Here is a 23,777-nt window from a genome sequence, read left to right as displayed (position 1 = left end):
GTCCGGCCCGTCCGGTGCTCGGCGGCATCCCGCCCGCCCGTACTCAGCGCGCGTACCCGCCCACGAGCTCCGCGCCCGTCGTACGGTCGCCGCGGTCGGTGATCTCGCCGGCGACCCAGGAGTCGACGCCACGGTCGGCCAGGGTCGTCAGGGCCGCGTCCACGGACTCCTCCGGGACGATCGCGATCATGCCGACGCCCATGTTGAGCGTCTTCTCCAGCTCCAGCTGCTCGACCTGTCCGGCCTTGCCGACCAGGTCGAAGACCGCGCCGGGCGTCCAGGTGGAGCGGTCCACCGAGGCGTGCAGGTGGTCCGGGATGACCCGGGCCAGGTTGTTGGCCAGACCGCCGCCGGTGACGTGGCTGAAGCCGTGCACCTCGGTCGTACGGGTCAGCGCCAGGCAGTCCAGGGAGTAGATCCTGGTCGGCTCCAGCAGCTCCTCGCCGAGCGTCCGGCCGAACTCCTCGACCTGGCGGTCCAGCGTCCAGCCGGCCCGGTCGAAGACGACGTGGCGCACGAGCGAGTACCCGTTGGAGTGAAGACCGGAGGACGCCATGGCGATCACCGCGTCACCCTTGCGGATGCGGTCCGGGCCGAGCAGGCGGTCGGCCTCGACGACCCCCGTACCGGCACCGGCGACGTCGAAGTCGTCCGCGCCGAGCAGTCCGGGGTGCTCGGCGGTCTCGCCGCCGACCAGCGCGCAGCCGGCGAGCACACAGCCCTCGGCGATGCCCTTGACGATGGCCGCGACCCGCTCGGGGTGCACCTTGCCGACGCAGATGTAGTCGGTCATGAAGAGCGGCTCGGCACCGCAGACGACGAGGTCGTCCACGACCATGCCGACCAGGTCGTGACCGATCGTGTCGTACACGCCCATCTGGCGGGCGAGGTCGACCTTGGTGCCGACGCCGTCGGTGGCGGAGGCGAGCAGCGGACGCTCGTAGCGCTTGAGCGCGGAGGCGTCGAAGAGCCCGGCGAAGCCGCCCAGGCCGCCGAGACCGGCGACCTCGGGGCGCTGGGTCTTCTTCACCCACTCCTTCATCAGCTCTACGGCGCGGTCGCCGGCCTCGATGTCGACGCCGGCTGCCGCGTAGGAAGCACCTGTTGTCTCAGACATTGCCCGGGATCTTTCGTGTGGACGTACGGGGCCGGTGGGAGGACTGCCGAGCGGTCCGGGTCACGGACGGCGCAGCGCGTCGGCCGCCGCGGTCGCCGCGGGGCCTGCCGCCAGCTCGGTCTCCAGCAGCTGCTTGCCGAGCAGCTCCGGGTCCGGGAGCTCCATCGGGTACTCGCCGTCGAAGCAGGCGCGGCAGAGATTCGGCTTGTCGATCGTCGTCGCCTCGATCATCGAGTCGATCGAGATGTACGCGAGCGAGTCGGCGCCCATGGACGTGCCGATCTCCTCGACGGACATGCCGTTGGCGATCAGCTCGGCGCGGGTCGCGAAGTCGATGCCGAAGAAGCAGGGCCACTTCACCGGGGGCGAGGAGATCCGGATGTGGATCTCGGCGGCACCGGCCTCGCGGAGCATCCGGACGAGCGCGCGCTGGGTGTTGCCGCGGACGATCGAGTCGTCGACGACCACCAGGCGCTTGCCCTTGATGACTTCCTTGAGCGGGTTCAGCTTGAGGCGGATGCCCAGCTGCCGGATGGTCTGGGACGGCTGGATGAAGGTCCGGCCGACATAGGCGTTCTTGACCAGTCCGGCGCCGAACGGGATGCCGCTCGCCTCCGCGTAGCCGATGGCCGCGGGGGTGCCGGATTCCGGCGTCGCTATGACCAGATCGGCCTCGACGGGGGCCTCGGCGGCCAGCTTGCGGCCCATCTCCACGCGGGAGAGGTAGACGTTGCGTCCGGCGATGTCGGTGTCGGGGCGCGCCAGGTAGACGTACTCGAAGACACAGCCCTTGGGCTTCGCTTCAGCGAATCGGGAGGTGCGCAGACCGTTCTCGTCGATGGCGACCATCTCGCCCGGCTCGATCTCGCGGACGAAACTGGCACCGCAGATGTCCAGGGCGGCGGACTCGGAGGCCACCACCCAGCCGCGCTCCAGCCGGCCGAGGACCAGCGGGCGGATGCCCTGCGGGTCACGGGCGGCGTAGAGGGTGTGCTCGTCCATGAAGACCAGCGAGAAGGCGCCCCGCACATCGGGAAGCACCTTGGCGGCGGCCTCCTCGATCGTGAGCGGCTTGCCGTCGTCGTCGGTCTGGCCGGCGAGCAGCGCGGTCACCAGATCGGTGTCGTTCGTCGCGGCGACCTGGGTGGCGCGGCCGTCCTTGCGCGGAAGGTCGGCGACCATCTCGGCGAGCTGGGCCGTATTGACCAGGTTGCCGTTGTGACCCAGGGCGATCGAGCCGTGCGCGGTCGCACGGAACGTCGGCTGCGCGTTCTCCCACACCGAGGCACCGGTGGTGGAGTAGCGGGCATGACCGACCGCGATATGGCCCTGGAGCGATCCCAGAGACGTTTCGTCGAAGACCTGCGAGACCAGTCCCATGTCCTTGAAGACCAGGATCTGCGACCCGTTGCTCACTGCGATGCCCGCGGACTCCTGTCCACGGTGCTGCAGGGCATACAGTCCGAAATAGGTGAGCTTGGCGACCTCTTCGCCCGGAGCCCAGACACCGAAGACGCCGCAAGCGTCCTGGGGGCCCTTCTCTCCGGGGAGCAGGTCGTGGTTGAGTCGTCCATCACCACGAGGCACGCCACCGAGTGTAGGCGAGATCGACCACTGGTCCGAATTGGGGACACCCCGCCGGAGCACGGGCGGAGCGCCCCGCGACCCCCCTTTCGGGCCACACCGCGCGATCACGTTCAGTGAGCACCGCCCCGGTCCGGACCAGGGCCCGCAACGGACCCCGAGCCGCCGCCGCCCGGACCATCACCGGGTTACCGACAGGTTCCGGCCATCGATCCCCTCGCTTCCCGGCCGCGGCCGGACCCTCTTCGTGGCACTGCGTGAAGCCGCGGACCACCCCGCCGAACCCCCTGGCCGAACGCCCGTTTCGTGGCGAGCCTCACACCGGGGCGGGGGCGGGTGAGGGCGGGCGAGGTCGGTATGGGGCTTCTGGGGCGGGTGGGGATGTCCGAAGCGCGAGACCATCGTTGACACGCGCATGTCTCGTTGGCAGGCTCCTCCCCCATGCAGCCCCTCGGTGACCGCACGGTCACGCTCGTGGAGCGCCGCCACGTCGATCTGGGACGTGTGTCGAGCGCCCTCTGTCGCCGCGCCTGACGCGACGGGTACGCCTGAGGGTTGCCGCTTGCCGGCGCTGTTGCCGCTGCCGCTTCTTCCGTGACTCCGTGGGGTTTTCTGCGTCCCGGACCTTCCCGCTGAGCCTCTGAGCCGCTGATCCTCCGAGCCGTACGCACTGCCCCTGCCCTGCCGGTGAACTGCCGGACGGGTGGCGGGCGGGTGCCGGGTGGGTGCCGGCGGTGAGCCCTGTCGTCGGCCCTCGGTGTCGTCCGTCGCGTTCCTCTGAGTCTTTCGCCCTCTGCCGTCCGGGTGCGCATCCCGGACCGGCCCCTCTCGCCTGCGCCGCCCTCGACGGCGGCGGGCCCCGCACTGTCTCGGAGCAGACATGCCTCCTTCGGAACCGGACAACGCCCCTTCCTCCCAGCCCCTGACGCGGCGCGCCTTCGGCACGGCCGTCGGCGCGACGGCCGCCACGGCGGCGGTCGGACTCACCGCGGCCCCCGCGACCGCCGCACCGGCCGCGCAGCACGGGCCGAACGCCCACGAGAAGCCCTTCCGGGCCGCCCGGGGCAAGCACGCGCGGCGGCCCAACATCCTGTTCATCCTCGGCGACGACCTCGGCTGGGCCGACCTCTCCTCGTACGGTGCGCCGGACATCCGCACCCCGAACCTGGACCGGCTCGGCCGTCAGGGCGTGCGGTTCACGGACGCGTACGCCGGTTCCGCCACCTGCTCGCCGACCCGGTTCAGCCTCTACACCGGCCGCTACCCCGGGCGCACGAAGGGCGGCCTCGCCGAACCCATCGCGGACCGGTCCGTCGGCCTCGAACCCACCCACCCCACACTCGCCTCGCTGCTGCGCGGGGCCGGATACGCGACCGCGCTGATCGGCAAGTGGCACTGCGGCTACCTGCCGGACTACAGCCCCACCAAGTCGGGCTGGGACGAGTTCTTCGGCAACTTCGGCGGGGCGCTGGAGTACTACTCGAAGCTCGGCCTGGGCGGGGAGTACGACCTCTACGAGGGCGATGCCGAGTACAAGGACCTGCGGTACTACACGCGCATCCTCACCGAGCGCGCGAGCGAGTACGTCCGGCGCGACCACGACCGGCCCTGGCTCCTCAACCTCAACTTCACCACCCCGCACTGGCCCTGGATAGCGGAGGGCGACACCGCCGAGAGCGCCGAGATCGTCCGCAGGATCAAGGAGGGCGGCCTCGGCGGACTGTTCCACGCGGACGGCGGCTCACTGGCCAAGTACAAGGAGATGGTCGAGGACCTGGACCGGTCGGTCGGCGAGGTGCTCAAGGCGCTGAAGCGGTCGGGCCAGGAGGAGGACACCCTCGTCTTCTTCGCCAGCGACAACGGCGGCGAGCGCTTCTCGTACCAGTGGCCGCTCTCCGGGAACAAGAGCTCCCTCCAGGAGGGCGGTATCCGCGTCCCGGCCGTCCTGCGCTGGCCCGCCCGGATCGACCCGCACCAGGTGAGCGACCTGCCGCTGTTCTCGCCCGACTGGACGGCCACCCTGCTGGAACTCGGCGGAGCGCGCCCCGATCCCGCGTACCCCCTCGACGGCGTCAGCCTCGCCGGCTATCTGCTGCGCGGTGAGCGGCCGAAGGAGCGGGACCTCTTCTGGCGCGTACGCGGGGAGCGGGCCCTGCGGCGCGGCGACTGGAAGTACTACCGGGGCAGGAGCGGAACCGACCAGCTCTTCAACCTGGCCCAGGACCAGCGCGAACAGGCCGACCGCGCCAGCGCCGAACCGGAACTCCTCGCCTCCCTGCGCACCGCCTGGGAATCCACGAACGCGGGACTCCTCCCGTATCCGAAGACGACCTGATCGTCACGGGCCTCGGGGGGCGTGACGCGCCAGCACCCCCCGAGGCCCCGGGCACCCCCGGGGCCGCGAGCACCCCGAGGCACCCCCGGGGCTCACCCCATCAACGGCAGCAACGCGTCCAGATCGGCCCGTTCGCCGCTCGCGCTGACCTTCGCGGCGTCCCGTTCCGTCGCCCATCGGGCCCGGCCGGTGGCGAGCCGGATCCAGGTGAGCGGATCGGTCTCGACCACGTTGGGCGGCGTCCCCCGGGTGTGCCGGGGCCCCTGGACGCACTGGACGACCGCGAAGGGCGGGACCCTCACCTCGACCGATCCGCCCGGGGCCTTCTCCGCGAGGGCGTCGGCGAGCAGCCGGGTGCACGCGGCGAGCGCCTGACGGTCGTACGGGATGGAGAGACCCGCCGCCTCGTTGAGGTCGTAGCTGTGGACGACCAGTTCCACGGTCCGGGTGACCAGGAAGTCCCCGAACCGCATCGCGCCGACCCGGGTGGCCAGCAGCCGCTCCTCCGGCACGCCGGAGACCGCGGCCTCGAAGCGCTCCGCCACCTCCGCGTACAGCGCGTCCAGGTCCGGACGGTCCGCCGCGATCGCCACGGTGTCGTCGGCGATCGCACCGGCCCGCTCCGCCGTGGAGAACGGCCACTCCACCAGGGCCACGTCCGGCTTCCCCACCGCCGGCTCGGGCAGCTCCAGGGTCCGGCAGACGTGCGAGAGGGCCATGGTCAGATGGACGGCCAGCTCACGCACCGTCCAGTCACCGAGCCCGCTCGGCCCGTCCAGCTGCTGGGGCGTCAACGCCCCGACAGCGGTCCGGACATGGGCGAACTGCGCCAGAACCGCCGTGCGGGTCCTGGCAAGGTCGTAGCGGCGGGCGCGCTTCTGGGACGGCGGCATGCACCGGAGCCTACGACCTCCCCGCCCGCCGGCTACCGTCAGGCGGCCCCGCCGGTCGCTCCCGCTCTCAGGCCCGCGCCCCGAAGTCGCCCAGGCCCTGCTCCAGCAGGTCGAACCCGCGCTCCGCGAGCACCTTCGCGTCCTCGGCTATCGCGTCGGCCGGCTCCCCCGCCAGCAGCCGCCGGTGGTTCTCGGTGATCAGCGCGTTCCGCGTACCGATCAACTGGGTGGCCACGATGCGGGCGACGGCGGGGTCCTCCCCCTCCTCGACCAGGGCGTCGGTGAGCAGCTCGAAGGTCTGCACGAACACGGCGTGCCCCCTGGCCATCAGGGACGGCGTCTGCTGGATCAGCCGGACGAGCCCGAGCGCCACCGCCGAATCGCTCATCCCCACCGACGGATCGCGCTCCTCGATGGAGGTCATGAACTGACGCCGCACGGCCACCACCACCGACTCACCGGGGGCCCGGCGGCGCACGACATCGGCGACATCGCCGGTGTGCTTCTCGACCGGGGCGAAGACCAGGTCCTCCTTGCTGCCGAAGTAATTGAAGACGGTCATCTTCGACACGTCGGCGGCCTCGGCGATCTCCGCGACCGAGACCTCGTCGAACCCGCGCTCACCGAACAGCCGCGTGGCCTCGGACAGCAGCCGTCGCCGCGTCTGGATCTTCTTGCGCTCACGCAGGCCCATCACCTCGGTCATGGCATCACTGTACCAGGATGAATTTTTATCCTGGATGAAACATTGACTCAGTATAGATTCATCGAGAGAGTGGGACCCGACCACGGCGGCACCTGCCGCCCCGAGGGGAGCCCTGTCATGCCCGCAGCCATGCCCGCATCCACGTCCCGGACCGACGCCACCCCTGCGGCACCCACCGCCACCGGGACCGGGACCGCCGTCGGGTCCGGGACCGCCGTCGGAGCCCCGCCCCCACCCTCGGCCCACGGCCCCGGAAGTCCCGGTCGCCGACCCGGCTCCGACATCCGCCGGACCGTCGCGCTGGTGCTCTGCATCGTCACGATCCTGCTGGCGCTGCTCGACTCGAACATCGTGTCCTCGGCGACCGTGCCGATCGTCCACGACCTCGACCCCGTCCACGGCGTCGACCGCATCCCATGGCTCATCGCCGCCTACCAGCTCGCCGCGACCGCCGCGCTCCCCCTCTACGGAAAGCTCTGCGACACCCTCGGCTCGAAGCGCGTCCTCATCGGGGCGCTCGCCACCTTCCTGACCGGATCCGCCCTCTGCGGGGCGGCCCGGTCCATGGGCGAACTGATCGCCGCCCGCGCCTTCCAGGGCATCGGCGGAGGCGGGCTGATGAGCATCACCATGGTGGTGCTGCACCAGCTCGGCACGGAGGACGAGGCGAGCGGCAAGGGGACGGGACGGGGCGGCAGCCTCGGCGGGATCGTCGCCGGCGCGGGCATGGCGATCGGCCCCTGGCTCGGCGGCGTGCTGGCCGACCACGCCGGGTGGCGGTGGATCTTCTTCGTCAATCTGCCGGTCGGCCTGGCGGTCCTGGCCACCGCCGTCGTGGTCCTGAAACCCTCCACCGGCATCTCCCGCCACCGGATCGACTTCCTGGGCGCCGGGCTCGCCGCCGCCTTCTCCACCACGCTGCTCCTGGTCACCCAGTGGGGCGGTCAGGACTACGCCTGGTCCTCGCCGCAGATCATCGGGCTGCTGACCGCCGCTGTCGCCACCCTCGCCCTGTTCCTCCGCCGCCAGTCCACGGCCGCCGAGCCGATCCTGCCGCTCGGGCTGTTCTCCATCCGGCCGGTCCGCTACGGCTTCGCCATCCAGGGGCTGGCCGGCGTCGCGATGATGGGGTCCATCGTCTACGTCATGATCTACCTCCAGGTCGTGCGCGGTGTGGCCGCGACCTCGGCCGGGCTCTTTCTCGTCCCCATGGCGATCGGCATGACCGTCATCGGTCTCGCCTCGGGACGCCTCGTCGCCCTGGGCTGGTCGCAGAAGACCTTCGTCGTCAGCGGTGCCGCCTGCGCCTCGGCCGCCCTGGCCCTGCTGGCCACCCTCGGCACCGACACCGGCCTGTGGACGGTGCGCGCCACGATGCTGGTGCTGGGGCTCGGCTTCGGCCAGCTCATCGGCCAGCTCATCCAGCTGATCCAGAACACGGTCCCCGCCGGTCGACTGGGCGTCGCCACCACGGGGCTCCGCTTCTTCCAGACCCTCGGCACCGCCCTAGGCGCCTCCGTCTTCGGCACCCTCCTCAGCAGGATGTACACGTCCCGGGGGCCGGGGGGAACCACCAGCGACATCGCCGGGCTCACCGGCTCCGCCCGCCGGCAGGCCCTGGAGGCCTTCACCACCTCCACCCACCTGGTCTTCGGATGCACGGCCGCCGTGATGGCCACGGCCCTCGTCCTGGCCGTCCGGCTCCCGGGCGCCACCCCTGGGTCAGACCGTCCGAGCCAAGCCCCGGGTCAGACCGTCTGAGTCCGGCCCCGGGGTCAGACCGTCCGAGCCGGGCCCGTCGCCCGGTCGGCGCCCGATTCGCGGTCGGCGCCCGATTCGCGGTCGGCGCCCAGTGCCCGGCCCCCGTCCTCGTTCACGGCCCTCCCGGCGGTGAACGTCCGGCCGTTGGCCGGCACGCCTATTCCACGCCAGGTGAACGGAATTCCTATCGCCACATCGGGATCGGGGTGGTCCATCAGCTGGAAATGGACGTGCGGTTCGGTGGAATTCCCCGAGTTCCCGCACTCGGCCAGCTGCTGGCCCGCCCGGACGGTCTCACCCACCCGGACCCGGAGCGAGCCGTGCCGCAGATGGGCGTAAAGCGCGTACGTACCGCCACCCAGATCCAGCACCACATGGTTCCCCACCACGGCCCGGGGGCCGACCACGTCCCGTACCGATGCCTCGACCACCATCAGATAGACCAGCCCCGGCAGCGAATTCCGGCTGAGATGGTCGCGCCGGCCGTGCGAGGCACGGACCACCGTGCCGTCCGCCACCGCGAGCAGCGGGGCCCCGAAGGCCGGGAAGTCGCGGTTGCGCCGGGCGAGCGGCCACAGCACCCGGAACTTCGGACGCGCCGGACCCGCTCCCCCGTCCGCGCTCCCCACCGGCCCGCCGTCCCCCGGGACCGGCTCCTCCCGCCGCTCCGCCACGATGTCGATCGCGTAGGTCTGCCCGTAGGTGTGGATGCCATGGCTGGGCACCCGGTCCGCCGGGCTGTTCAGCGCGGTCCACAGCCCGGACACCGGGGCCTCGACCTCGACCGCCGGCGGCGGATCCGCCTTCGCCGCCCGCGCCCTGTGGCCCGCCGCCAGGACCAGCAGCAGCGAGACGGCGACCGGCACCCAGGTCAGCCAGGCCGGATACGACGGCTCGGCAACGAGCCCGAACACCACCATCGCCAGAAAGATCATCAAACAGATGCGGTAGAGCACCATGACGGTTTTGCGGACAGACATGACATCCCCCTGACAGTCGGTCTGGTCGTCGGTCCCGATCCCGATTCCGATTCCGGTCTCGATCCCGGTTCAGCGTTCTCGCGCGCTCCTCAGGGCTTCGCCGCCGTGAGGACCACCAGCAGGGGCACCACACGGGCGCCCGGAACCTCGTACTTCCCCCGCCCCTTCGTCCGGAGCCAGCCCGCACCCGTCAGCTGACGCAGATGGTGGTAGATCTGGCCCGTCGTCCCCGTCTCGTCGAGCGCGGCCAGCTCCGCCGCCGTACGCCGGCCGCCGAGGATCTCCCGGAGCAGCCGCAACCGCACCGGATGCCCGAGCGCGGCGAAGGACTCGGCCGCCTCGGCCCAGTCCGTCCCGCCCTCCGCCCCCTCCTCCTCGGGCTCTCCGTCCAGCAACTGCGCGGTCAGCGCGCCGTACTGCCACTCGTACCGCTCGCCCGTCGGCAGACGCACCGCACCCGTGTACAGCACCCCGCCGTCGGCCACGCCGGCCTCCGACAGCTCCTCCTTCAGCCCCTCCAACGCCCAGAAATCGGCGTCCGCAGGCTTCCGGGCCGCATCGGACCGCTCTCCCACCAGCGCCTCTAGCCGCCGCTCCAGCTCCGAGACCCGTTCCTCCAACTCCATTCCACAAAGTTACGTAATTACGTAATCCCCGTCAAGAGGATCCGTGAACCGACACGCCGAAGCCCCCGCCGGATCGGGCCCGGCGGGGGCTTCGGTGAGGGAGGACGGGCACGGCCCGTCGGCGTCCTACGCGAGCAGCGCGGGAATCGTCCCCTCGTGCGCCGTCCGCAGCTCGCTCAGCGGAATGCTGAACTCGCCCTGGATCTCGACCGCGTCACCGTCCACGACACCGATCCGGGTCACGGGCAGACCCCGCGCCCCGCACATGTCGTTGAAGCGGAGCTCCTCGCTGCGCGGAACCGAGACGACCGCGCGCCCCGCCGACTCGGAGAAGAGGAAGGTGAACGCGTCCAGACCGTCCGGCACGACCAGCCGGGCGCCCTTCCCGCCGCGCAGGCAGGACTCGGTGACCGCCTGGACCAGACCTCCGTCGGACAGGTCGTGCGCCGCGTCGATCATGCCGTCGCGGGACGCCGAGATCAGGATCTCGCCGAGCAGCTTCTCGCGGCCCAGGTCGACCTTGGGCGGCAGCCCACCGAGGTGGTTGTGGACCACCTCGGACCAGGCCGAACCGCCGAACTCCTCGTGCGTGTCGCCCAGCAGGTAGAGGAGCTGGCCCTCTTCCGCGAAGGCGACCGGCGTACGCCGGGTCACATCGTCGATCACACCGAGCACGGCCACGACCGGCGTCGGGTGGATCGCCGTCTCGCCGGTCTGGTTGTACAGCGACACATTGCCGCCGGTGACCGGGGTGCCCAGCTCCAGGCAGCCGTCCGCGAGACCACGGGTGGCCTCGGCGAACTGCCACATGACGTCCGGGTCCTCGGGCGAACCGAAGTTCAGGCAGTCCGAGATGGCGAGCGGCTTGGCGCCGGAGGCCGCGACATTGCGGTACGACTCGGCCAGCGCGAGCTGGGCGCCGGTGTACGGGTCGAGCTTCGCGTACCGGCCGTTGCCGTCGGTCGCCATGGCCACGCCGAGGTTGGACTCCTCGTCGATGCGGACCATGCCCGCGTCCTCGGGCATCGCCAGCACGGTGTTGCCCTGCACGAACCGGTCGTACTGGTCCGTGATCCAGGACTTCGACGCCTGGTTGGGCGACGACACCAGCTGGAGGACCTGCGCGCGCAGCTCGTCGCCGTCGGCCGGACGGGCCAGCCTGCCGGCGTCGTCGGCCTGGAGCGCGTCCTGCCAGGACGGCCGGGCGAACGGCCGGTGGTAGGTCGGGCCCTCGTGCGCGACGGACCGCGGCGGAACGTCCACGATCTGCTCGCCGTGCCAGAAGATCTCCAGCTGGGAGCCCTCGGTCACCTCACCGATGACGGTGGCGATGACGTCCCACTTCTCGCAGATCTCCAGGAAGCGGTCCACGTGCTGCGGCTCGACGATCGCGCACATGCGCTCCTGCGACTCGCTCATGAGGATTTCCTCGGGCGAGAGGGAGGAGTCGCGCAGCGGCACGGTGTCCAGCTCGACGCGCATGCCGCCGGAGCCCGCGGAGGCCAGCTCGGACGTGGCGCAGGAGAGCCCGGCGCCGCCGAGGTCCTGGATGCCCGCGACGAGCTTCTCCTTGAAGATCTCCAGGGTGCACTCGATGAGGAGCTTCTCCTGGAACGGGTCGCCGACCTGGACGGCCGGGCGCTTGGCCGGACCGGTCGACTCGAAGGTCTCGGAGGCCAGCACGGAGACGCCGCCGATGCCGTCGCCGCCCGTGCGGGCGCCGTACAGGATGACCTTGTTGCCCGGCCCGGAGGCCTGCGCGAGGTGGATGTCCTCGTGCTTCATCACGCCGATGCAGCCGGCGTTGACCAGCGGGTTGCCCTGGTAGCAGGCGTCGAAGACGACCTCGCCGCCGATGTTCGGCAGACCCAGGCAGTTGCCGTAGCCGCCGATGCCCGCGACGACGCCCGGCAGGACGCGCTTGGTGTCGGGGTGGTCGGCCGCGCCGAAGCGCAGCGGGTCGACGACCGCGATCGGGCGGGCACCCATGGCGAGGATGTCGCGGACGATGCCGCCGACGCCGGTGGCCGCGCCCTGGTAGGGCTCGATGTACGAGGGGTGGTTGTGCGACTCGACCTTGAAGGTGACCGCGTACCCCTGGCCGACGTCGACCACACCGGCGTTCTCGCCGATGCCGACGAGCATGGCGTCGTTGGCGGGGGCCTTCTCGCCGAACTGCTTGAGGTGGACCTTGCTGCTCTTGTACGAGCAGTGCTCGGACCACATCACGGAGTACATGGCGAGCTCGGCGCCGGTGGGACGACGGCCCAGGATCTCGCGGATCCGGGCGTACTCGTCCTCCTTGAGGCCGAGCTCCTTCCAGGGCTGCGCGGTGTCCGGGGTTTCGGCCGCGTGCTTGACCGTGTCCAGGCTCATGCGTTGACCAGCTTCTTGATGATCGAGGTGAAGAAACCGAGACCGTCGGTACGACCGGTGCCGATCAGCGGCTCCACGGCGTGCTCCGGGTGCGGCATCAGGCCGACGACGTTGCCCGCCGCGTTGGTGATGCCGGCGATGTCGCGCAGCGAGCCGTTGGGGTTGACGTCCAGATAGCGGAAGGCGACGCGGCCCTCCGCCTCCAGCTCGTCGAGCGTGCGCTCGTCGGCGGTGTACCGGCCGTCCATGTTCTTGAGCGGTACGGAGATCTCCTGGCCCGCGGCGTAGTCCGAGGTCCAGGCGGTGTCCGCGTTCTCGACGCGCAGCTTCTGGTCGCGGCAGATGAAGTGCAGGTGGTTGTTGCGCAGCATCGCGCCGGGCAGCAGGTGCGCTTCGGTGAGGACCTGGAAGCCGTTGCAGATGCCGAGGACCGGCATGCCCGCCTTCGCCTGCTCGATCACGGTCTCCATGACCGGCGAGAAGCGGGAGATCGCTCCGGCCCGCAGATAGTCGCCGTAGGAGAATCCGCCCGCCAGGATGACCGCGTCGACCTGGTGCAGGTCCTTGTCGCGGTGCCACAGCGATACGGGCTCGGCGCCGGCGACCCGTACGGCCCGGAGGCTGTCCTGGTCGTCGAGCGTGCCCGGAAAGGTGACGACTCCGATACGAGCGGTCACTTCGACTCCTCGGCGCTCTCCACCTTCACGGTGAAGTCCTCGATCACGGTGTTGGCGAGGAACGTCTCGGCCATCTCGTGAATACGGGCGAGGGCGGCGTCATCGACGGGCCCCTCGACCTCCAGCTCGAAACGCTTTCCCTGACGTACGTCCGCGATTCCCTCGAAGCCGAGGCGCGGCAGTGCACGCTGCACAGCCTGCCCCTGCGGGTCGAGGATCTCGGGCTTGAGCATGACGTCGACTACGACGCGTGCCACTGGCACTCCCGGTGTGGTGGTGTGGTGCGGCTGTTTCTCCGGGGGGTTCCCCAGACCCCCGCGGGTCCACTCAGCGTACCTGGCCAGAAATTCTACGCGGGTAGATATCCACAGGCCAAGATCACGCGGAGATATCGGACACAACAACGACCACGGAAAATCCTGCGACGAAAATCCCCACCGGCACCACACAAAGCACCTTGACACGCGCATCGAATTGCGCGGGCTTCACAATGCGGCATCCATCGCTGTACAAATGATTACCAGGGAAAGCGGCATTGCCCCTAAACGGCCGGCACCGGTCGGCCGTATCCGCGCTCACAGCCGGAAGGCCGGTATCCGCGCATGTCAGGCACGGATACCGTAGGAAAGGACCGATATCCGTGGCTCAGCGCGTAGTGGTCACCCTCTCCGACGACATCGACGGGGGAGCAGCGGCGGAAACGGTCACCTTCGCCCTGGACGGGAAGTCGTACGAGATCGACCTCAATCCGTCCAATGCGAAGAAACTGCGCAAGGCGCTCGCGCCGTACGTGGCCGCCGGCCGCAAGCAGACGAACGCCGCCCGGCACGGCAAGGCCCCCGCCTCGTACCGGCACACCTCCCTCGCGCCCGATCCCGCGGCGGTCCGCGCCTGGGCCCGCTCGCACCGGATGGAGGTGCCGGCCCGCGGCCGGATCCCGAAGAAGGTCTACGAGGCGTTCCAGCAAGCCGGTTGAGCCGGCCGCGACCGGCCGCGGCCCACCGGCGCGCACAGCGGACCCTCCGTCAGCGGCCCCCGGAGCGACACCCTCCGGGGGCCGACTTGCGCGACACCCCCGCAGGTCGGCTAGAGTCTGGAGCACGCCGAAGGGCAAGGCCGAAAAGCCGGGTCCGACGCAGCGTGCGGGTGTAGTTCAGTAGCAGAACATCCCCCTTCCAGGGGGAAGGCGCAGTGTGCAATTCCTGTCACCCGCTCTGCATCGCTCTTCACGACCACTCCGGTGGATCAGGTAGAGTAGTGCTCGCTCCACCGGTGAAAGCCGAGTGGTTGCAATGCGGACGTAGCTCAGTTGGTAGAGCGCAACCTTGCCAAGGTTGAGGTCGCCAGTTCGAACCTGGTCGTCCGCTCAGTTCAAAGGCCCCGGTCATTATCGACCGGGGCCTTTGTCGTACCCGTACGCGTTTCCATGTCCGCGTCCGGTGTTGTGAGGGTGGCCACAGAGGGAGCCGTCCCGGGGCAGTGTGTTTCACGCGCCCGTGAGGATGGGTATAGTAGGCATCGCGCTTCGGCGCTTGCGGACGTAGCTCAGTTGGTAGAGCGCAACCTTGCCAAGGTTGAGGTCGCCAGTTCGAACCTGGTCGTCCGCTCGGTTCAGCAAGAAGCCCCCGGTCTTTCGGCTGGGGGCTTCTTCGTTGTGCGGGGCCCTACTTCCAGGGCGTACCGGTGAGGAGTTCGTAGGCCTCCAGGTACTTGCCTCGGGTCGCGTCCACGATCTCCTGGGGCAGCGCCGGGGGCGGCTGCTCGCTCGCGCGGTCCCAGCCGGAGGCCGGGGAGGTCAGCCAGTCACGGACGAACTGCTTGTCGTAGGACGGCTGGGCGCGGCCCGGCTCCCAGGACGCGGCCGGCCAGAAGCGGGAGGAGTCCGGGGTCAGGACCTCGTCGGCGATGATCAGTTCCTCGCCGCCGTCGGCGGTGGGCGCGAAGCCGAACTCGAACTTGGTGTCCGCCAGGATGATCCCGCGCTCGCGCGCGATGTCACGGGCCCGGCCGTACACGTCGAGGGTGGCGGTGCGCAGCGCGGCGGCGGTCTCCTCGCCGACCTGGCGGGCCACCTCCTCGTAACTGACGTTCTCGTCGTGGTCGCCGACGGCCGCCTTGGTGGCGGGGGTGAAGATCGGCTCCGGCAGTTCGGACCCGTCGGCCAGGCCCTCGGGGAGGGCGAGGCCGCAGACGGTGCGGGAGACCTTGTACTCGGCCAGTCCTGAGCCCGTCAGATAGCCGCGGGCGACGCACTCGACCGGGACCATCCGCAGCGAGCGGCAGACGGTGGTGCGGCCGGCCCAGTCCGCCGGGGCGCCGGGGGGCAGCTCCGTCGACAGGACGTGGTTCGGCACGAGGTCGGCGAGCTGGTCGAACCACCACAGGGAGAGCTGGGTCAGGACCCGCCCCTTGTCGGGGATCTCGGTGGGCAGCACCCAGTCGTACGCGGAGATCCGGTCGCTGGCGACCATGACGAGGTCACCCGCCTCGTTCCGGTACAGGTCACGCACCTTGCCCGTGTGCAGGTGGGTGAGCCCCGGCACCTGCACGGGCTCGGGCTTTTCTACAAATCCGGACACGCTGCCTCCGCGTAGGTTGATCCAGGAGCTGCTCCGATTGTCCCGTATCCGGGCGGCAGCGGCTGCGGAGGGGGTGCGCGTCCGAGGGGCCGGCCCGGGGCACGGCGGTCCGCTTCCTCAGGCGCGCTTGCAGATGCGGTCGAGGAGGTTGGCCGTGGCGCGCTGGATGCGGGGGTCGACGTGGCCGGGGCGGTCGAGCGCCGGTGACCAGGCGAAGGTGCCGGAGGCGAAGACCAGCGCGCCGGACGGGGCCCGGTACAGCGAGGTCTCCTGGTGGCGGGTGACTCCCTCGCCGTCCTGGTACGGGGAGTGCGCGAGCAGGATGCGGTTGTCGTGCTCGGGGAGCGAGGTGCGCGGGAAGTAGCGGTCGGCCTCGCCGGCGACCAGTCCCTCTATCGCGTCGCCCTCCACGGCGCCCGTGGCGTCCCAGAGCCAGTGCTCCGCGTTCCGCACGACGAGCGGATGGGGATCGGGGACCCGGCCCGCGTACTGGATGCCGAGCAGCTGCTGCTCCGGGCGGTCGATCTCCCGCCAGAGCGCGGGCTTGCCGGGTCCCCGGCGTTTGCGGCAGGTGAGCAGCCGGTCGGGGACCCCGGACGCGGACGGCGCCAGACTGACCTGCCAGTACATGGTGTTGGCGGAGAGGAAGACGAGGGACGTGCCGTGGTCGCGGGCGCGTTCGGCGGTGCGGCGCATGGGCACCGACCAGTACTCGTCGTGGCCGGGGAAGACCAGCCCCCGGTAGCGGGTCGGGTCGACGCGGCCGGCGTGCAGATCTCGGGTGTCGGCGTAGGCGATGTCGTAGCCGTAGCGCTCGGCCCAGCGGATGAAGTCGTAGGCGTGGCCGACGTGGAGCGGCAGGCCGGCTCCCGCGTACGGGCGGTCGAAGGAGACGGTGACCGCCGCGTCCTCCTCGCCGAGCAGCAGGCCCTGTTCGTCCCAGGCGTGGTAGAGGCTGGCGCCGGTCCTGCCGTCCTCCGGGTAGAGGTTGTACGCCTGCCACGTGATGTCCGGGAGCACCAGCAGCAGATCGGCCGGGTGGTCGTCGCGGACCGTGAACGGGATGTGGGAGCGGTGCCCGTCGGCCGTGGTGAGGACCGCGACGTACGCGCCGATCGACCAGTACGACGGGATCTGGAGGCGCCAGGACTGCCACCAGTGGTGGCAGGAGACGGTGCGGTCGGCCGTGAGCGGGGGCGGCTGGACGATGCCGGAGAGCCGCGGGCTCGTGGTGATCTTGGCGGCGCCATCGCCGCCGTAGTGGCCGATCCGGTAGATGTCCACGGAGAACTGCTGGGGCGGGTCCACGGTGATGTGGAAGTCGATCGCCTCGCCGGGGGCGGCGGCCCCGGTCGAGATGAAGCCCTTGATCTGGCGCCGGACGTCGTCTGCGGTCCGTGTGCCGCCGCGCGGGAGCGTGGGGTCGGCGTACCAGGGGACGACGTGCCCGGTGTCGTCGAAGTAGTTCTCGCTGCCGCGCAGCCAGGGGAGCGGTCCTTGGCCGAAAGGATCGCTTACGGCGTGCGCGAGGGCGCCCGATTCCCACCGGCGAATGTTCTCCGCCCCCATGACGCATCCCTCCCTCTGACCCCCGGAACAACACTGGTGCGCCGACTGTCAGCGCCGGTCCCCAGCACATCACATAACGCACGCACTCCGTCACCGTTCGTCGCGAATTGACGTGAACGGAAGGCGCTATTCCGGATATTCGGGTCCATAGACGTCAACAACCGTCCATCCAGCGGTGTTTCAGACGAGACGCACGGGCTTGTCGGTCCGCACACCGACCGAAGTCAGCCAGGACCGCAGCGGTCCCGCGTCGCCGTCCTCGACGAGACTGAGCACCGGGCTGCCGAGGTCCGACCGGCGCTCGCCGTCCACGAGCAGCGCGGGCCCGTCCAGCCAGTCCAGCCCCGGCCGCGCGCCCGCGGTGTCGACCGCCGCGCAGCAGACCATCGCGGCGACATGGTCGGCGAGCAGCTCCGTCCCCGTACGAGGCGGCTGGAGCGGGAGAAGCGGAAGCGGATCGGGGCCCCAGGGATCCAGCGCCCCACCGGGTCCGCCCGGCCCCGCGCCGGCGGCGGGACGGGGCGCACGGGCCTCGTCCCGGGCCACAGCCGCGCTGATCCCGGCCGCAAGCTCCTCACCGCCGCCACCGCCGGACAGATGCTCCACGACGCGTGCCAGCGTCGGCACACCCGTACAGACCGGATCGGAAGCGGAACCCGCCGCCAGGGGCACGCCCAGGGCGTCGAGGACCCGGTGCAGCCGGGCGGCCTCACTGCGCCACTTCCGGTCGACGACCTCGTCGGGATACGCCTGCCAGTCCACCGGGGCCCAGTCGGGCCCGTTCTCCGCCGGGCCGCCGTGGAAGAGCCTGGCGGCCAGCAGGGAGGCCGCCTCGTCGGCCGCGCCCGGCTCCTCCAGGAGGTCGCAGGCGGGGCGCTCACCGAGCCGGGAGGCGAACCCCTCGGCCAGCCGGTCGCGCCGGGACAGCTCCGTGAGCGCCGAAACCACGCCCACGTCCAGCCGCGAGGGCCAGCGCCCCATCCGCCAGGCGGGCAGGGCGACACGGGTGAGGAGCCGGTCCCAGCCCGCGTAGGCCAGACCGACCTGCTCCTGCGCGACGATCCGCAGCCCGTAGTCCACGGCCTGGGCGCGCGTCGACGCGGCGGCCGCGACCCCGCGCTCCATCTCCGCCGCGTGACCGCGGCAGCTGCGCAGCAGCAGCCGGGCGATCCGGCCGGTCAGCAGGCGCGGAAGCCGCAGGAGGGCGCGCAGCGGCCCCGGGGCGGGTGCGGCGGCGTCGGCCACGGCACCGTCCAGACCGCGCACGAAACGGCGGGCCGCGGCTATGTCGGGGTGGGCGGAGGGGCCGGTGCCCGCGACGACCGGCGCGAGCACCGCCCGCAGCTCGGCGACGCGCATCCACCACAGGAACGGCGAGCCGATGACCAGCACGGGCGCGGCCTGGGTCCTGCGCCGCGGTCCCGTCCGCCGGCCCGCGCCGTCCGGGGAGCCGTCGGAGGAACCGCCCGAGGCCGCCCGTACGGCCTGCTCGGCCGCCGGATGCGTGCGGTCCTCCAGCCAGCTGTCGCAGTCGGGCGTGAGGGCTATCGCCGAGGGCGCGGGCACTCCCAGCCGCTCCGCCAGATCGCGGACCAGCCGGTAGAGATCGGGGGCGGCCGCCTCGCTGAGCGGGACGGTCGGGCTCACCGCGGGTTTCGCGCGGACGACCGCGAGCGCGACGGCCGCGGCGACCAGCAGGACGACGACGGCACAGGCCGTCACCGCCCAGCGGGCCGCGTCCCAGCCGCCGCCCTCCGCGAAGCCCTGCGCGCCTGCGGCGAACAGCACCACGGCGCACGCGGCCGGCAGCAGAGCCGCTGCCGTCGCCCTGCTGCGGATGCGCAGCAGGGCGAGCGCACGGGTGCGCGCTGCCTGCGCACCCAGCTCCTCACCTGTACCGGTAACGGACACGGCCGGACCTCACCCCCTCTGCCCCCACGGCGGTGTTGCTCACTCCCCCACTGTGGCACCCGTCACTGACATCGCAATGCCGGTGGGCCAAGTGCCGGAACGCTTGCGCCGCACCCTAGTTGGGGCTTCGACGAGCGTCATCCGGATGGCTCAGCCGTCACTCGATGGAATGGCTTTGGGCAAAGGTGCTGACGCGCCGCGGCCCATGGGGCAGCAGCGCGTCAGTGGTGGTCAGGAGGCCGGGGCGGGGCCCCGGCACGGGACCGGTCAGGCCTCCGCGGCCTTCTTCGCGATGTCGGTACGGAACTGGGAACCGTCGAGCCGGATCCGAGCCGCGGCGGCGTACGCGCGCTCGCGGGCGCCCGCGAGGTCCTTGGCGGTCGCGGTCACGGAGAGCACCCGGCCGCCCGCGCTGACGACCGTCCCGCCGTCGAGCCGGGTCCCGGCGTGCAGGACGTACGCGTGCGGGGCATCCTGCGCCGCGACCTCGTCGAGCCCCTCGATGGGATCACCCGTTCGCGGCGTACCCGGGTAGTTGTGGGAGGCGATGACCACGGTCACGGCGGCCTCGTCGCGCCACTTCAGCGCGGGGAGCTCGTCCAGGGTGCCGTTGGCGGACCCCAGCAGGACACCGGCCAGCGGGGTCTTCAGGCGGGCCAGGACCACCTGGGTCTCCGGGTCGCCGAACCGGGCGTTGAACTCGATGACCCGCACCCCGCGCGAGGTGATCGCCAGGCCCGCGTACAGCAGACCCGAGAACGGCGTCCCGCGGCGGCGCAGCTCGTCGACCGTGGGCTGGAGCACCGTCTCCATGACCTCGTCGACCAGCTTCGGATCGGCCCACGGCAGTGGGGAGTAGGCACCCATGCCGCCGGTGTTCGGGCCCTGGTCGCCGTCGAGGGCGCGCTTGAAGTCCTGGGCGGGCTGGAGCGGCAGCACGGTGGTGCCGTCGGTGATCGCGAAGAGGCTCACCTCGGGGCCGTCGAGGTACTCCTCGATGACCACGCGGTCGCAGGCCAGCGCGTGGGCGCGGGCGGTCTCGACGTCGTCCGTGACGACGACGCCCTTCCCCGCGGCGAGGCCGTCGTCCTTGACCACGTACGGGGCGCCGAAGGCGTCCAGCGCGGTGTCGATCTCCGCGGGCGTGGTGCAGACGTAGCTGCGGGCGGTCGGAACGCCCGCACCGGCCATGACGTCCTTGGCGAAGGCCTTGGACCCCTCCAGCCGGGCCGCCTTGCCGGACGGGCCGAAGCACGGGATGCCGGCCGCGCGCACGGCGTCGGCGACCCCGGCGACGAGCGGCGCCTCCGGGCCGACGACCACCAGTCCGGCGCCCAGCTCGGTCGCGAGGTGCGCGACGGCGGCGCCGTCGAGGGCGTCGACCGGGTGCAGTTCGGCCACCTCTGCGATGCCGGCGTTGCCGGGAGCGCAGTACAGAGCGGTGACGTCGGGGTCGAGGGACAGAGAGCGGCACAGGGCGTGTTCGCGGGCGCCGCCGCCGATGACGAGGACCTTCACGGGGTGCAGCCTAGCCGCCGGGGCGCGCCGCCCTTGACGCCAACCGGTCCGTGGACACGGGGCGGGCGGCCCGCGCGGGTGGGTGGGTGGTGGGCCGGGCATGGCAGGGCGGACAGCCCTCACGGGCGGGTGGGCCGGCCGGGCGCCCTATTCGTTCGTGTACTCCTCGACGACCGTGGCGCCCAGCTCTCGGACGATCAGGTCGTGGCCGGAGAGGGCGGAGTCGACGAGGTCGGGGTCGTCGGCCTCGGGGGTGTCGTCCTCGGGGGCGACCGCGCGGGGCGGCTCGGGGGCCGTGTACGCCGGAGGGGCCGGTTCCGGAGCCGGTCCGCCAGAGGCGGGCTGCGGGCGCTCGGGCGCGGGCGGGCGGGGCTCGTAGGACTGCTGGGGCGGCGGGGGTGCCTGACGCTGGGGAGCGGCGGGCGGCGGAGGCGCGGAGGGCCGGCCGCCTCCGGTCTGCGGGGGCTGTCCGGCGCCGCCGGACGGGTCGACGATCGCCTCGATCTTCCACTGGGCGTTGAACCGCTCGGCGAGGGCCTGCTTCAGGACCTCCTCGCTGCCGCTGCTCGCGAAGTTGTCGCGGGCACCGGCGTTGAGGAAGCCGATCTGCAGGGTGGTGCCGTCGAAGCCGGTGACCTGCGCGTTCTGACTGAGGAGGATCCACGTGAAACGTCGGCGGCCCTTGACCGCCTCCAGGATGTCGGGCCACATGGCGCGCACCTGTCCGGCGCCCTGGGCCATGCCCGGTGCGGGGGCGGCGGGTGCCGGTGCGGACGCCGCGGGCGCGGGGGCCGCCGGGGCGGGGGCGGCCTGGGGCACCGGGGCCTGGCCCGGGGCGGCGGCGGTCGGCCAGCCTCCGGGCCTGCGGCCCTGCTCGGGTGCGGCGGCAGCGGTGGGCCAGGCCCCGGGCCGCTGCGCGGCCGGCGCCTCGGCGGGCGGGGGCTGCACGGGGGCGGGTGCCGGGGTTGCCGGGGCCGCCTGGGCCGGGGCGGGCGGGGGCGCGTCGCCGCGGGCGGCGGCGCGTGCGGCGGCGGGGCCCGATCCCGGGTCCGGGTGGCCCATGGGGGCGGACGCGGGGGCGGCGGCGGGAGCGTGGTGCTGCGGCGCGACCGGAGCCGGTGCGTGGGCCAGCACCTCGGGCCCGGGGACGTACCCCATCGCGGGCCCGGGGCCGGTGGTGGCGAAGGAGGCGCCCCGCTCCAGCCGGTCGAGCCTGGCCTGAAGGGAACGCTCGTCGTCGTAGGCGGCCGGGAGCAGCACCCGGGCGCAGATCAGCTCGACCTGGAGGCGCGGCGAGGTCGCGCCGCGCATCTCCGTCAGCCCCTCGTTGACCAGGTCGGCGGCGCGGCTCAGCTCGGCGGCGCCGAAGACGGAGGCCTGGGCCGTCATCCGCTCGACCACGTCGGCCGGTGCGTCGATGAGGCCCTTCTCCCCGGCGTCGGGCACGGCGGCGAGGATCACGAGGTCGCGCAGCCGCTCCAGGAGGTCGGCGACGAAGCGGCGCGGGTCGTTGCCGCCCTCGATCACCCGGTCCACGACCTCGAAGGCCGCGGCCCCGTCGCCCGCCGCGAACGCGTCCACGATCGAGTCGAGCAGGGAGCCGTCCGTATAACCGAGTAGGGACGTCGCCATGGCGTACGTCACACCCTCGTCGCCCGCGCCGGCCAGCAACTGGTCCATGACCGACATCGAGTCACGTACGGAACCGGCGCCGGCCCGCACGACCAGCGGGAGGACCCCGTCCTCGACGGGGCTGTTCTCCCGCCCGCAGACGTCCGCGAGGTACTCGCGCAGCGTGCCGGGCGGCACGAGGCGGAACGGGTAGTGGTGGGTGCGCGAGCGGATCGTGCCGATGACCTTCTCGGGCTCGGTCGTCGCGAAGATGAACTTGAGGTGCTCCGGCGGCTCCTCGACCACCTTCAGCAGGGCGTTGAACCCCGCCGAGGTGACCATGTGCGCCTCGTCGATGATGTAGATCTTGTAACGACTGGACGCGGGCCCGAAGAACGCCTTCTCCCGCAGGTCACGGGCATCGTCCACACCACCGTGCGACGCGGCGTCGATCTCGATCACATCGATCGACCCCGGCCCGTTGCGCGCGAGGTCCTGGCACGACTGGCACTCCCCGCACGGCGTCGGCGTCGGCCCCTGCTCGCAGTTCAGGCAGCGGGCGAGAATGCGCGCGCTGGTCGTCTTGCCGCAGCCGCGCGGACCGCTGAACAGGTACGCGTGATTGACCCGGTTGTTCCGCAGGGCCTGCTGGAGCGGGTCAGTGACATGGTCCTGACCGATGACCTCGGCGAACGACTCGGGGCGGTAGCGGCGGTACAGCGCAAGGGACGACACACATACGAGGTTATCGGGACCGACTGACAACCGGCCCCGGACCGCCCGCTCCGGCGGACCCGGCAGACGCCGCAACCCCGAGCCACAGCCCCCGGGAAACACAAGGGCCCCCCACGCACCCGCCAGAGCCAACCTACCCTTGCTGCCTTCCGGCCCTGGGGGAGTTCAGTCAGATAGCGCCACGTGAGGGGCTGACGCCCACCTTAGCCGATCCCCACCCCCGCAAGTCCACCTCCCCGGCCCCCGCGACCCCCTCCCGAGGCCCACGGACCCCTCCCCCGGGGAACGGGTTCGCGAGCACTCCTCAACGTCTTGTATTGTTTGCCGCGGAGGATTCGCCTAGTGGCCTAGGGCGCACGCTTGGAAAGCGTGTTGGGGGCAACCCCTCACGAGTTCGAATCTCGTATCCTCCGCCAGTGCCTCACCGGGCACGTTGTCGAAGGGTCCCATCGTTCGCGGTGGGGCCCTTCGACGTTCTCGGTCTCGGCCTGCGGCCAGTGCACCGGCGTCCTCAAGGAGCTGATCACGCCGTCCACCACGGCGGTCCGGCTATGTTGACGAGAGAGTCGGCAACCACGTCGCCAATCCAGCAGGGTCTCGTACGTAATCACTTCTATGCGTATCGCACGGGTGTTGCAGGACCGCAACGTCTCCGCGACCTCTTGGACCTCGAGGACCTCGCTCACGTACCGTGAGTGCCCGATCAGAACCGTCGCTGAGACCCGACGAGTATCGACACCATGATCCGCGAGGATGGTCTGGCGGTTCTCGTCCATGGCGCGTAGGTGGTTCTGCGACT

18 protein-coding genes, 4 tRNA genes and 1 other RNA gene are annotated in these 23,777 nt (G+C 71.6%); 8 read left to right on the top strand and 15 right to left on the bottom strand.

Annotated features, from left to right (window positions below; all coding sequences use genetic code 11):
* Nucleotides 1–43 precede the first annotated feature (43 nt).
* Both purM and purF read right to left on the bottom strand, forming a co-directional pair.
* On the bottom strand, nucleotides 44–1,117 hold the full coding sequence (gene purM, locus ACZ4FH_RS02470) for a phosphoribosylformylglycinamidine cyclo-ligase (RefSeq protein ID WP_383631988.1): 1,074 nt from the start codon (nucleotides 1,115–1,117) through the stop codon (nucleotides 44–46).
* A 60-nt stretch (nucleotides 1,118–1,177) separates the two neighbouring features.
* Nucleotides 1,178–2,704 carry an amidophosphoribosyltransferase gene (gene purF, locus ACZ4FH_RS02465; protein ID WP_383631985.1) on the bottom strand — a complete coding sequence of 509 codons (1,527 nt, stop codon included), beginning with the start codon at nucleotides 2,702–2,704 and terminating at the stop codon, nucleotides 1,178–1,180.
* Nucleotides 2,705–3,142: 438 nt separating this feature from the next.
* Here purF and ACZ4FH_RS02460 point away from each other — a divergent pair, with 438 nt between their 5' ends.
* The gene (locus ACZ4FH_RS02460; protein WP_365397685.1) at nucleotides 3,143–3,235 is read left to right on the top strand and encodes a putative leader peptide; all 93 of its coding nucleotides are present in this window, start codon (nucleotides 3,143–3,145) and stop codon (nucleotides 3,233–3,235) included.
* A 346-nt stretch (nucleotides 3,236–3,581) separates the two neighbouring features.
* Entirely contained in the window at nucleotides 3,582–5,036 is a 1,455-nt protein-coding gene (locus ACZ4FH_RS02455) for a sulfatase family protein (RefSeq protein WP_467301694.1), read from the top strand.
* A 92-nt stretch (nucleotides 5,037–5,128) separates the two neighbouring features.
* On the opposite strand, the gene ACZ4FH_RS02450 is transcribed toward ACZ4FH_RS02455, so the two are convergent.
* Nucleotides 5,129–5,929 (bottom strand): maleylpyruvate isomerase family mycothiol-dependent enzyme, encoded by an 801-nt coding sequence (locus ACZ4FH_RS02450; protein WP_467301693.1) that lies wholly within the window; start codon nucleotides 5,927–5,929, stop codon nucleotides 5,129–5,131.
* 67 nt (nucleotides 5,930–5,996) lie between these two features.
* The gene (locus tag ACZ4FH_RS02445; protein ID WP_467301692.1) at nucleotides 5,997–6,635 is read right to left on the bottom strand and encodes a TetR/AcrR family transcriptional regulator; all 639 of its coding nucleotides are present in this window, start codon (nucleotides 6,633–6,635) and stop codon (nucleotides 5,997–5,999) included.
* Nucleotides 6,636–6,935: 300 nt separating this feature from the next.
* On the opposite strand from ACZ4FH_RS02445, the gene ACZ4FH_RS02440 reads away from it, so the two are divergent.
* Nucleotides 6,936–8,396 carry an MFS transporter gene (locus tag ACZ4FH_RS02440; protein ID WP_467301738.1) on the top strand — a complete coding sequence of 487 codons (1,461 nt, stop codon included), beginning with the start codon at nucleotides 6,936–6,938 and terminating at the stop codon, nucleotides 8,394–8,396.
* A gap of 14 nt (nucleotides 8,397–8,410) precedes the next feature.
* Here ACZ4FH_RS02440 and ACZ4FH_RS02435 read toward each other — a convergent pair whose 3' ends face one another.
* The 5 genes from ACZ4FH_RS02435 to purS all read right to left on the bottom strand — a co-directional run bounded on the left by ACZ4FH_RS02435 (nucleotide 8,411) and on the right by purS (nucleotide 13,312).
* Complete coding sequence (locus ACZ4FH_RS02435; RefSeq protein ID WP_467301691.1) at nucleotides 8,411–9,376, bottom strand: M23 family metallopeptidase; 966 nt, start codon at nucleotides 9,374–9,376, stop codon at nucleotides 8,411–8,413.
* Nucleotides 9,377–9,465: 89 nt separating this feature from the next.
* Nucleotides 9,466–10,002: an ArsR/SmtB family transcription factor gene (locus tag ACZ4FH_RS02430; RefSeq protein ID WP_467301690.1), complete on the bottom strand. Its 537-nt coding sequence runs from the start codon at nucleotides 10,000–10,002 to the stop codon at nucleotides 9,466–9,468.
* 126 nt (nucleotides 10,003–10,128) lie between these two features.
* A complete protein-coding gene (gene purL, locus ACZ4FH_RS02425; RefSeq protein ID WP_467301689.1) occupies nucleotides 10,129–12,378 on the bottom strand; it encodes a phosphoribosylformylglycinamidine synthase subunit PurL in 2,250 nt (749 codons plus the stop codon).
* Nucleotides 12,375–13,055 carry a phosphoribosylformylglycinamidine synthase subunit PurQ gene (gene purQ, locus ACZ4FH_RS02420; RefSeq protein ID WP_467301688.1) on the bottom strand — a complete coding sequence of 227 codons (681 nt, stop codon included), beginning with the start codon at nucleotides 13,053–13,055 and terminating at the stop codon, nucleotides 12,375–12,377. The genes purL and purQ overlap by 4 nt, the downstream gene beginning before the upstream one ends.
* The gene (gene purS, locus ACZ4FH_RS02415; protein WP_383631957.1) at nucleotides 13,052–13,312 is read right to left on the bottom strand and encodes a phosphoribosylformylglycinamidine synthase subunit PurS; all 261 of its coding nucleotides are present in this window, start codon (nucleotides 13,310–13,312) and stop codon (nucleotides 13,052–13,054) included. The genes purQ and purS overlap by 4 nt, the downstream gene beginning before the upstream one ends.
* A gap of 383 nt (nucleotides 13,313–13,695) precedes the next feature.
* Here purS and ACZ4FH_RS02410 point away from each other — a divergent pair, with 383 nt between their 5' ends.
* The 4 genes from ACZ4FH_RS02410 to ACZ4FH_RS02395 all read left to right on the top strand — a co-directional run bounded on the left by ACZ4FH_RS02410 (nucleotide 13,696) and on the right by ACZ4FH_RS02395 (nucleotide 14,662).
* On the top strand, nucleotides 13,696–14,031 hold the full coding sequence (locus tag ACZ4FH_RS02410) for a histone-like nucleoid-structuring protein Lsr2 (RefSeq protein WP_383631954.1): 336 nt from the start codon (nucleotides 13,696–13,698) through the stop codon (nucleotides 14,029–14,031).
* Nucleotides 14,032–14,197: 166 nt separating this feature from the next.
* Nucleotides 14,198–14,269, top strand: a tRNA-Gly gene (locus ACZ4FH_RS02405).
* Nucleotides 14,270–14,349: 80 nt separating this feature from the next.
* Nucleotides 14,350–14,422: transfer RNA gene (locus ACZ4FH_RS02400), tRNA-Gly, on the top strand.
* A 167-nt stretch (nucleotides 14,423–14,589) separates the two neighbouring features.
* Nucleotides 14,590–14,662, top strand: a tRNA-Gly gene (locus tag ACZ4FH_RS02395).
* Between the two features lie 57 nt (nucleotides 14,663–14,719).
* On the opposite strand, the gene ACZ4FH_RS02390 is transcribed toward ACZ4FH_RS02395, so the two are convergent.
* From ACZ4FH_RS02390 to ffs, 6 genes are all read right to left on the bottom strand, one after another.
* Nucleotides 14,720–15,634, bottom strand: coding sequence for a phosphoribosylaminoimidazolesuccinocarboxamide synthase (locus ACZ4FH_RS02390; RefSeq protein ID WP_467301687.1), 915 nt, complete (start codon nucleotides 15,632–15,634; stop codon nucleotides 14,720–14,722).
* Nucleotides 15,635–15,751: 117 nt separating this feature from the next.
* Nucleotides 15,752–17,203, bottom strand: a complete 1,452-nt coding sequence (locus tag ACZ4FH_RS02385; protein ID WP_467301686.1) for a N,N-dimethylformamidase beta subunit family domain-containing protein — start codon at nucleotides 17,201–17,203, stop codon at nucleotides 15,752–15,754.
* Between the two features lie 180 nt (nucleotides 17,204–17,383).
* Nucleotides 17,384–19,114 (bottom strand): hypothetical protein, encoded by a 1,731-nt coding sequence (locus ACZ4FH_RS02380; RefSeq protein WP_467301685.1) that lies wholly within the window; start codon nucleotides 19,112–19,114, stop codon nucleotides 17,384–17,386.
* A 267-nt stretch (nucleotides 19,115–19,381) separates the two neighbouring features.
* Nucleotides 19,382–20,632, bottom strand: a complete 1,251-nt coding sequence (gene purD, locus ACZ4FH_RS02375) for a phosphoribosylamine--glycine ligase (protein ID WP_467301684.1) — start codon at nucleotides 20,630–20,632, stop codon at nucleotides 19,382–19,384.
* Nucleotides 20,633–20,779: 147 nt separating this feature from the next.
* Nucleotides 20,780–22,978 carry a DNA polymerase III subunit gamma and tau gene (locus ACZ4FH_RS02370; protein ID WP_467301683.1) on the bottom strand — a complete coding sequence of 733 codons (2,199 nt, stop codon included), beginning with the start codon at nucleotides 22,976–22,978 and terminating at the stop codon, nucleotides 20,780–20,782.
* Between the two features lie 100 nt (nucleotides 22,979–23,078).
* Nucleotides 23,079–23,173, bottom strand: an RNA gene (gene ffs, locus ACZ4FH_RS02365) — signal recognition particle sRNA small type.
* Nucleotides 23,174–23,306: 133 nt separating this feature from the next.
* Between ffs and ACZ4FH_RS02360 the strand changes: the two genes are divergently transcribed.
* Nucleotides 23,307–23,394, top strand: a tRNA-Ser gene (locus tag ACZ4FH_RS02360).
* The last annotated feature ends 383 nt before the right edge of the window (nucleotides 23,395–23,777 follow it).

The sequence above is a fragment of the Streptomyces sp. NPDC024555 genome (assembly GCF_055559335.1).
This window is presented reverse-complemented; position numbering and strand designations above follow the sequence as displayed.

Bases quoted from the DNA above. Each gene is read 5' to 3' on its own strand.
- ACZ4FH_RS02385 (WP_467301686.1), bottom strand. From the start codon at position 17,203: ATGGGGGCGGAGAACATTCGCCGGTGGGAATCGGGCGCCCTCGCGCAC.
- ACZ4FH_RS02455 (WP_467301694.1), top strand. From the start codon at position 3,582: ATGCCTCCTTCGGAACCGGACAACGCCCCTTCCTCCCAGCCCCTGACG.
- ACZ4FH_RS02430 (WP_467301690.1), bottom strand. From the start codon at position 10,002: ATGGAGTTGGAGGAACGGGTCTCGGAGCTGGAGCGGCGGCTAGAGGCG.
- ACZ4FH_RS02435 (WP_467301691.1), bottom strand. From the start codon at position 9,376: ATGTCTGTCCGCAAAACCGTCATGGTGCTCTACCGCATCTGTTTGATG.
- purL (WP_467301689.1), bottom strand. From the start codon at position 12,378: ATGAGCCTGGACACGGTCAAGCACGCGGCCGAAACCCCGGACACCGCG.
- purM (WP_383631988.1), bottom strand. From the start codon at position 1,117: ATGTCTGAGACAACAGGTGCTTCCTACGCGGCAGCCGGCGTCGACATC.
- ACZ4FH_RS02460 (WP_365397685.1), top strand. From the start codon at position 3,143: ATGCAGCCCCTCGGTGACCGCACGGTCACGCTCGTGGAGCGCCGCCAC.
- ACZ4FH_RS02450 (WP_467301693.1), bottom strand. From the start codon at position 5,929: ATGCCGCCGTCCCAGAAGCGCGCCCGCCGCTACGACCTTGCCAGGACC.
- ACZ4FH_RS02445 (WP_467301692.1), bottom strand. From the start codon at position 6,635: ATGACCGAGGTGATGGGCCTGCGTGAGCGCAAGAAGATCCAGACGCGG.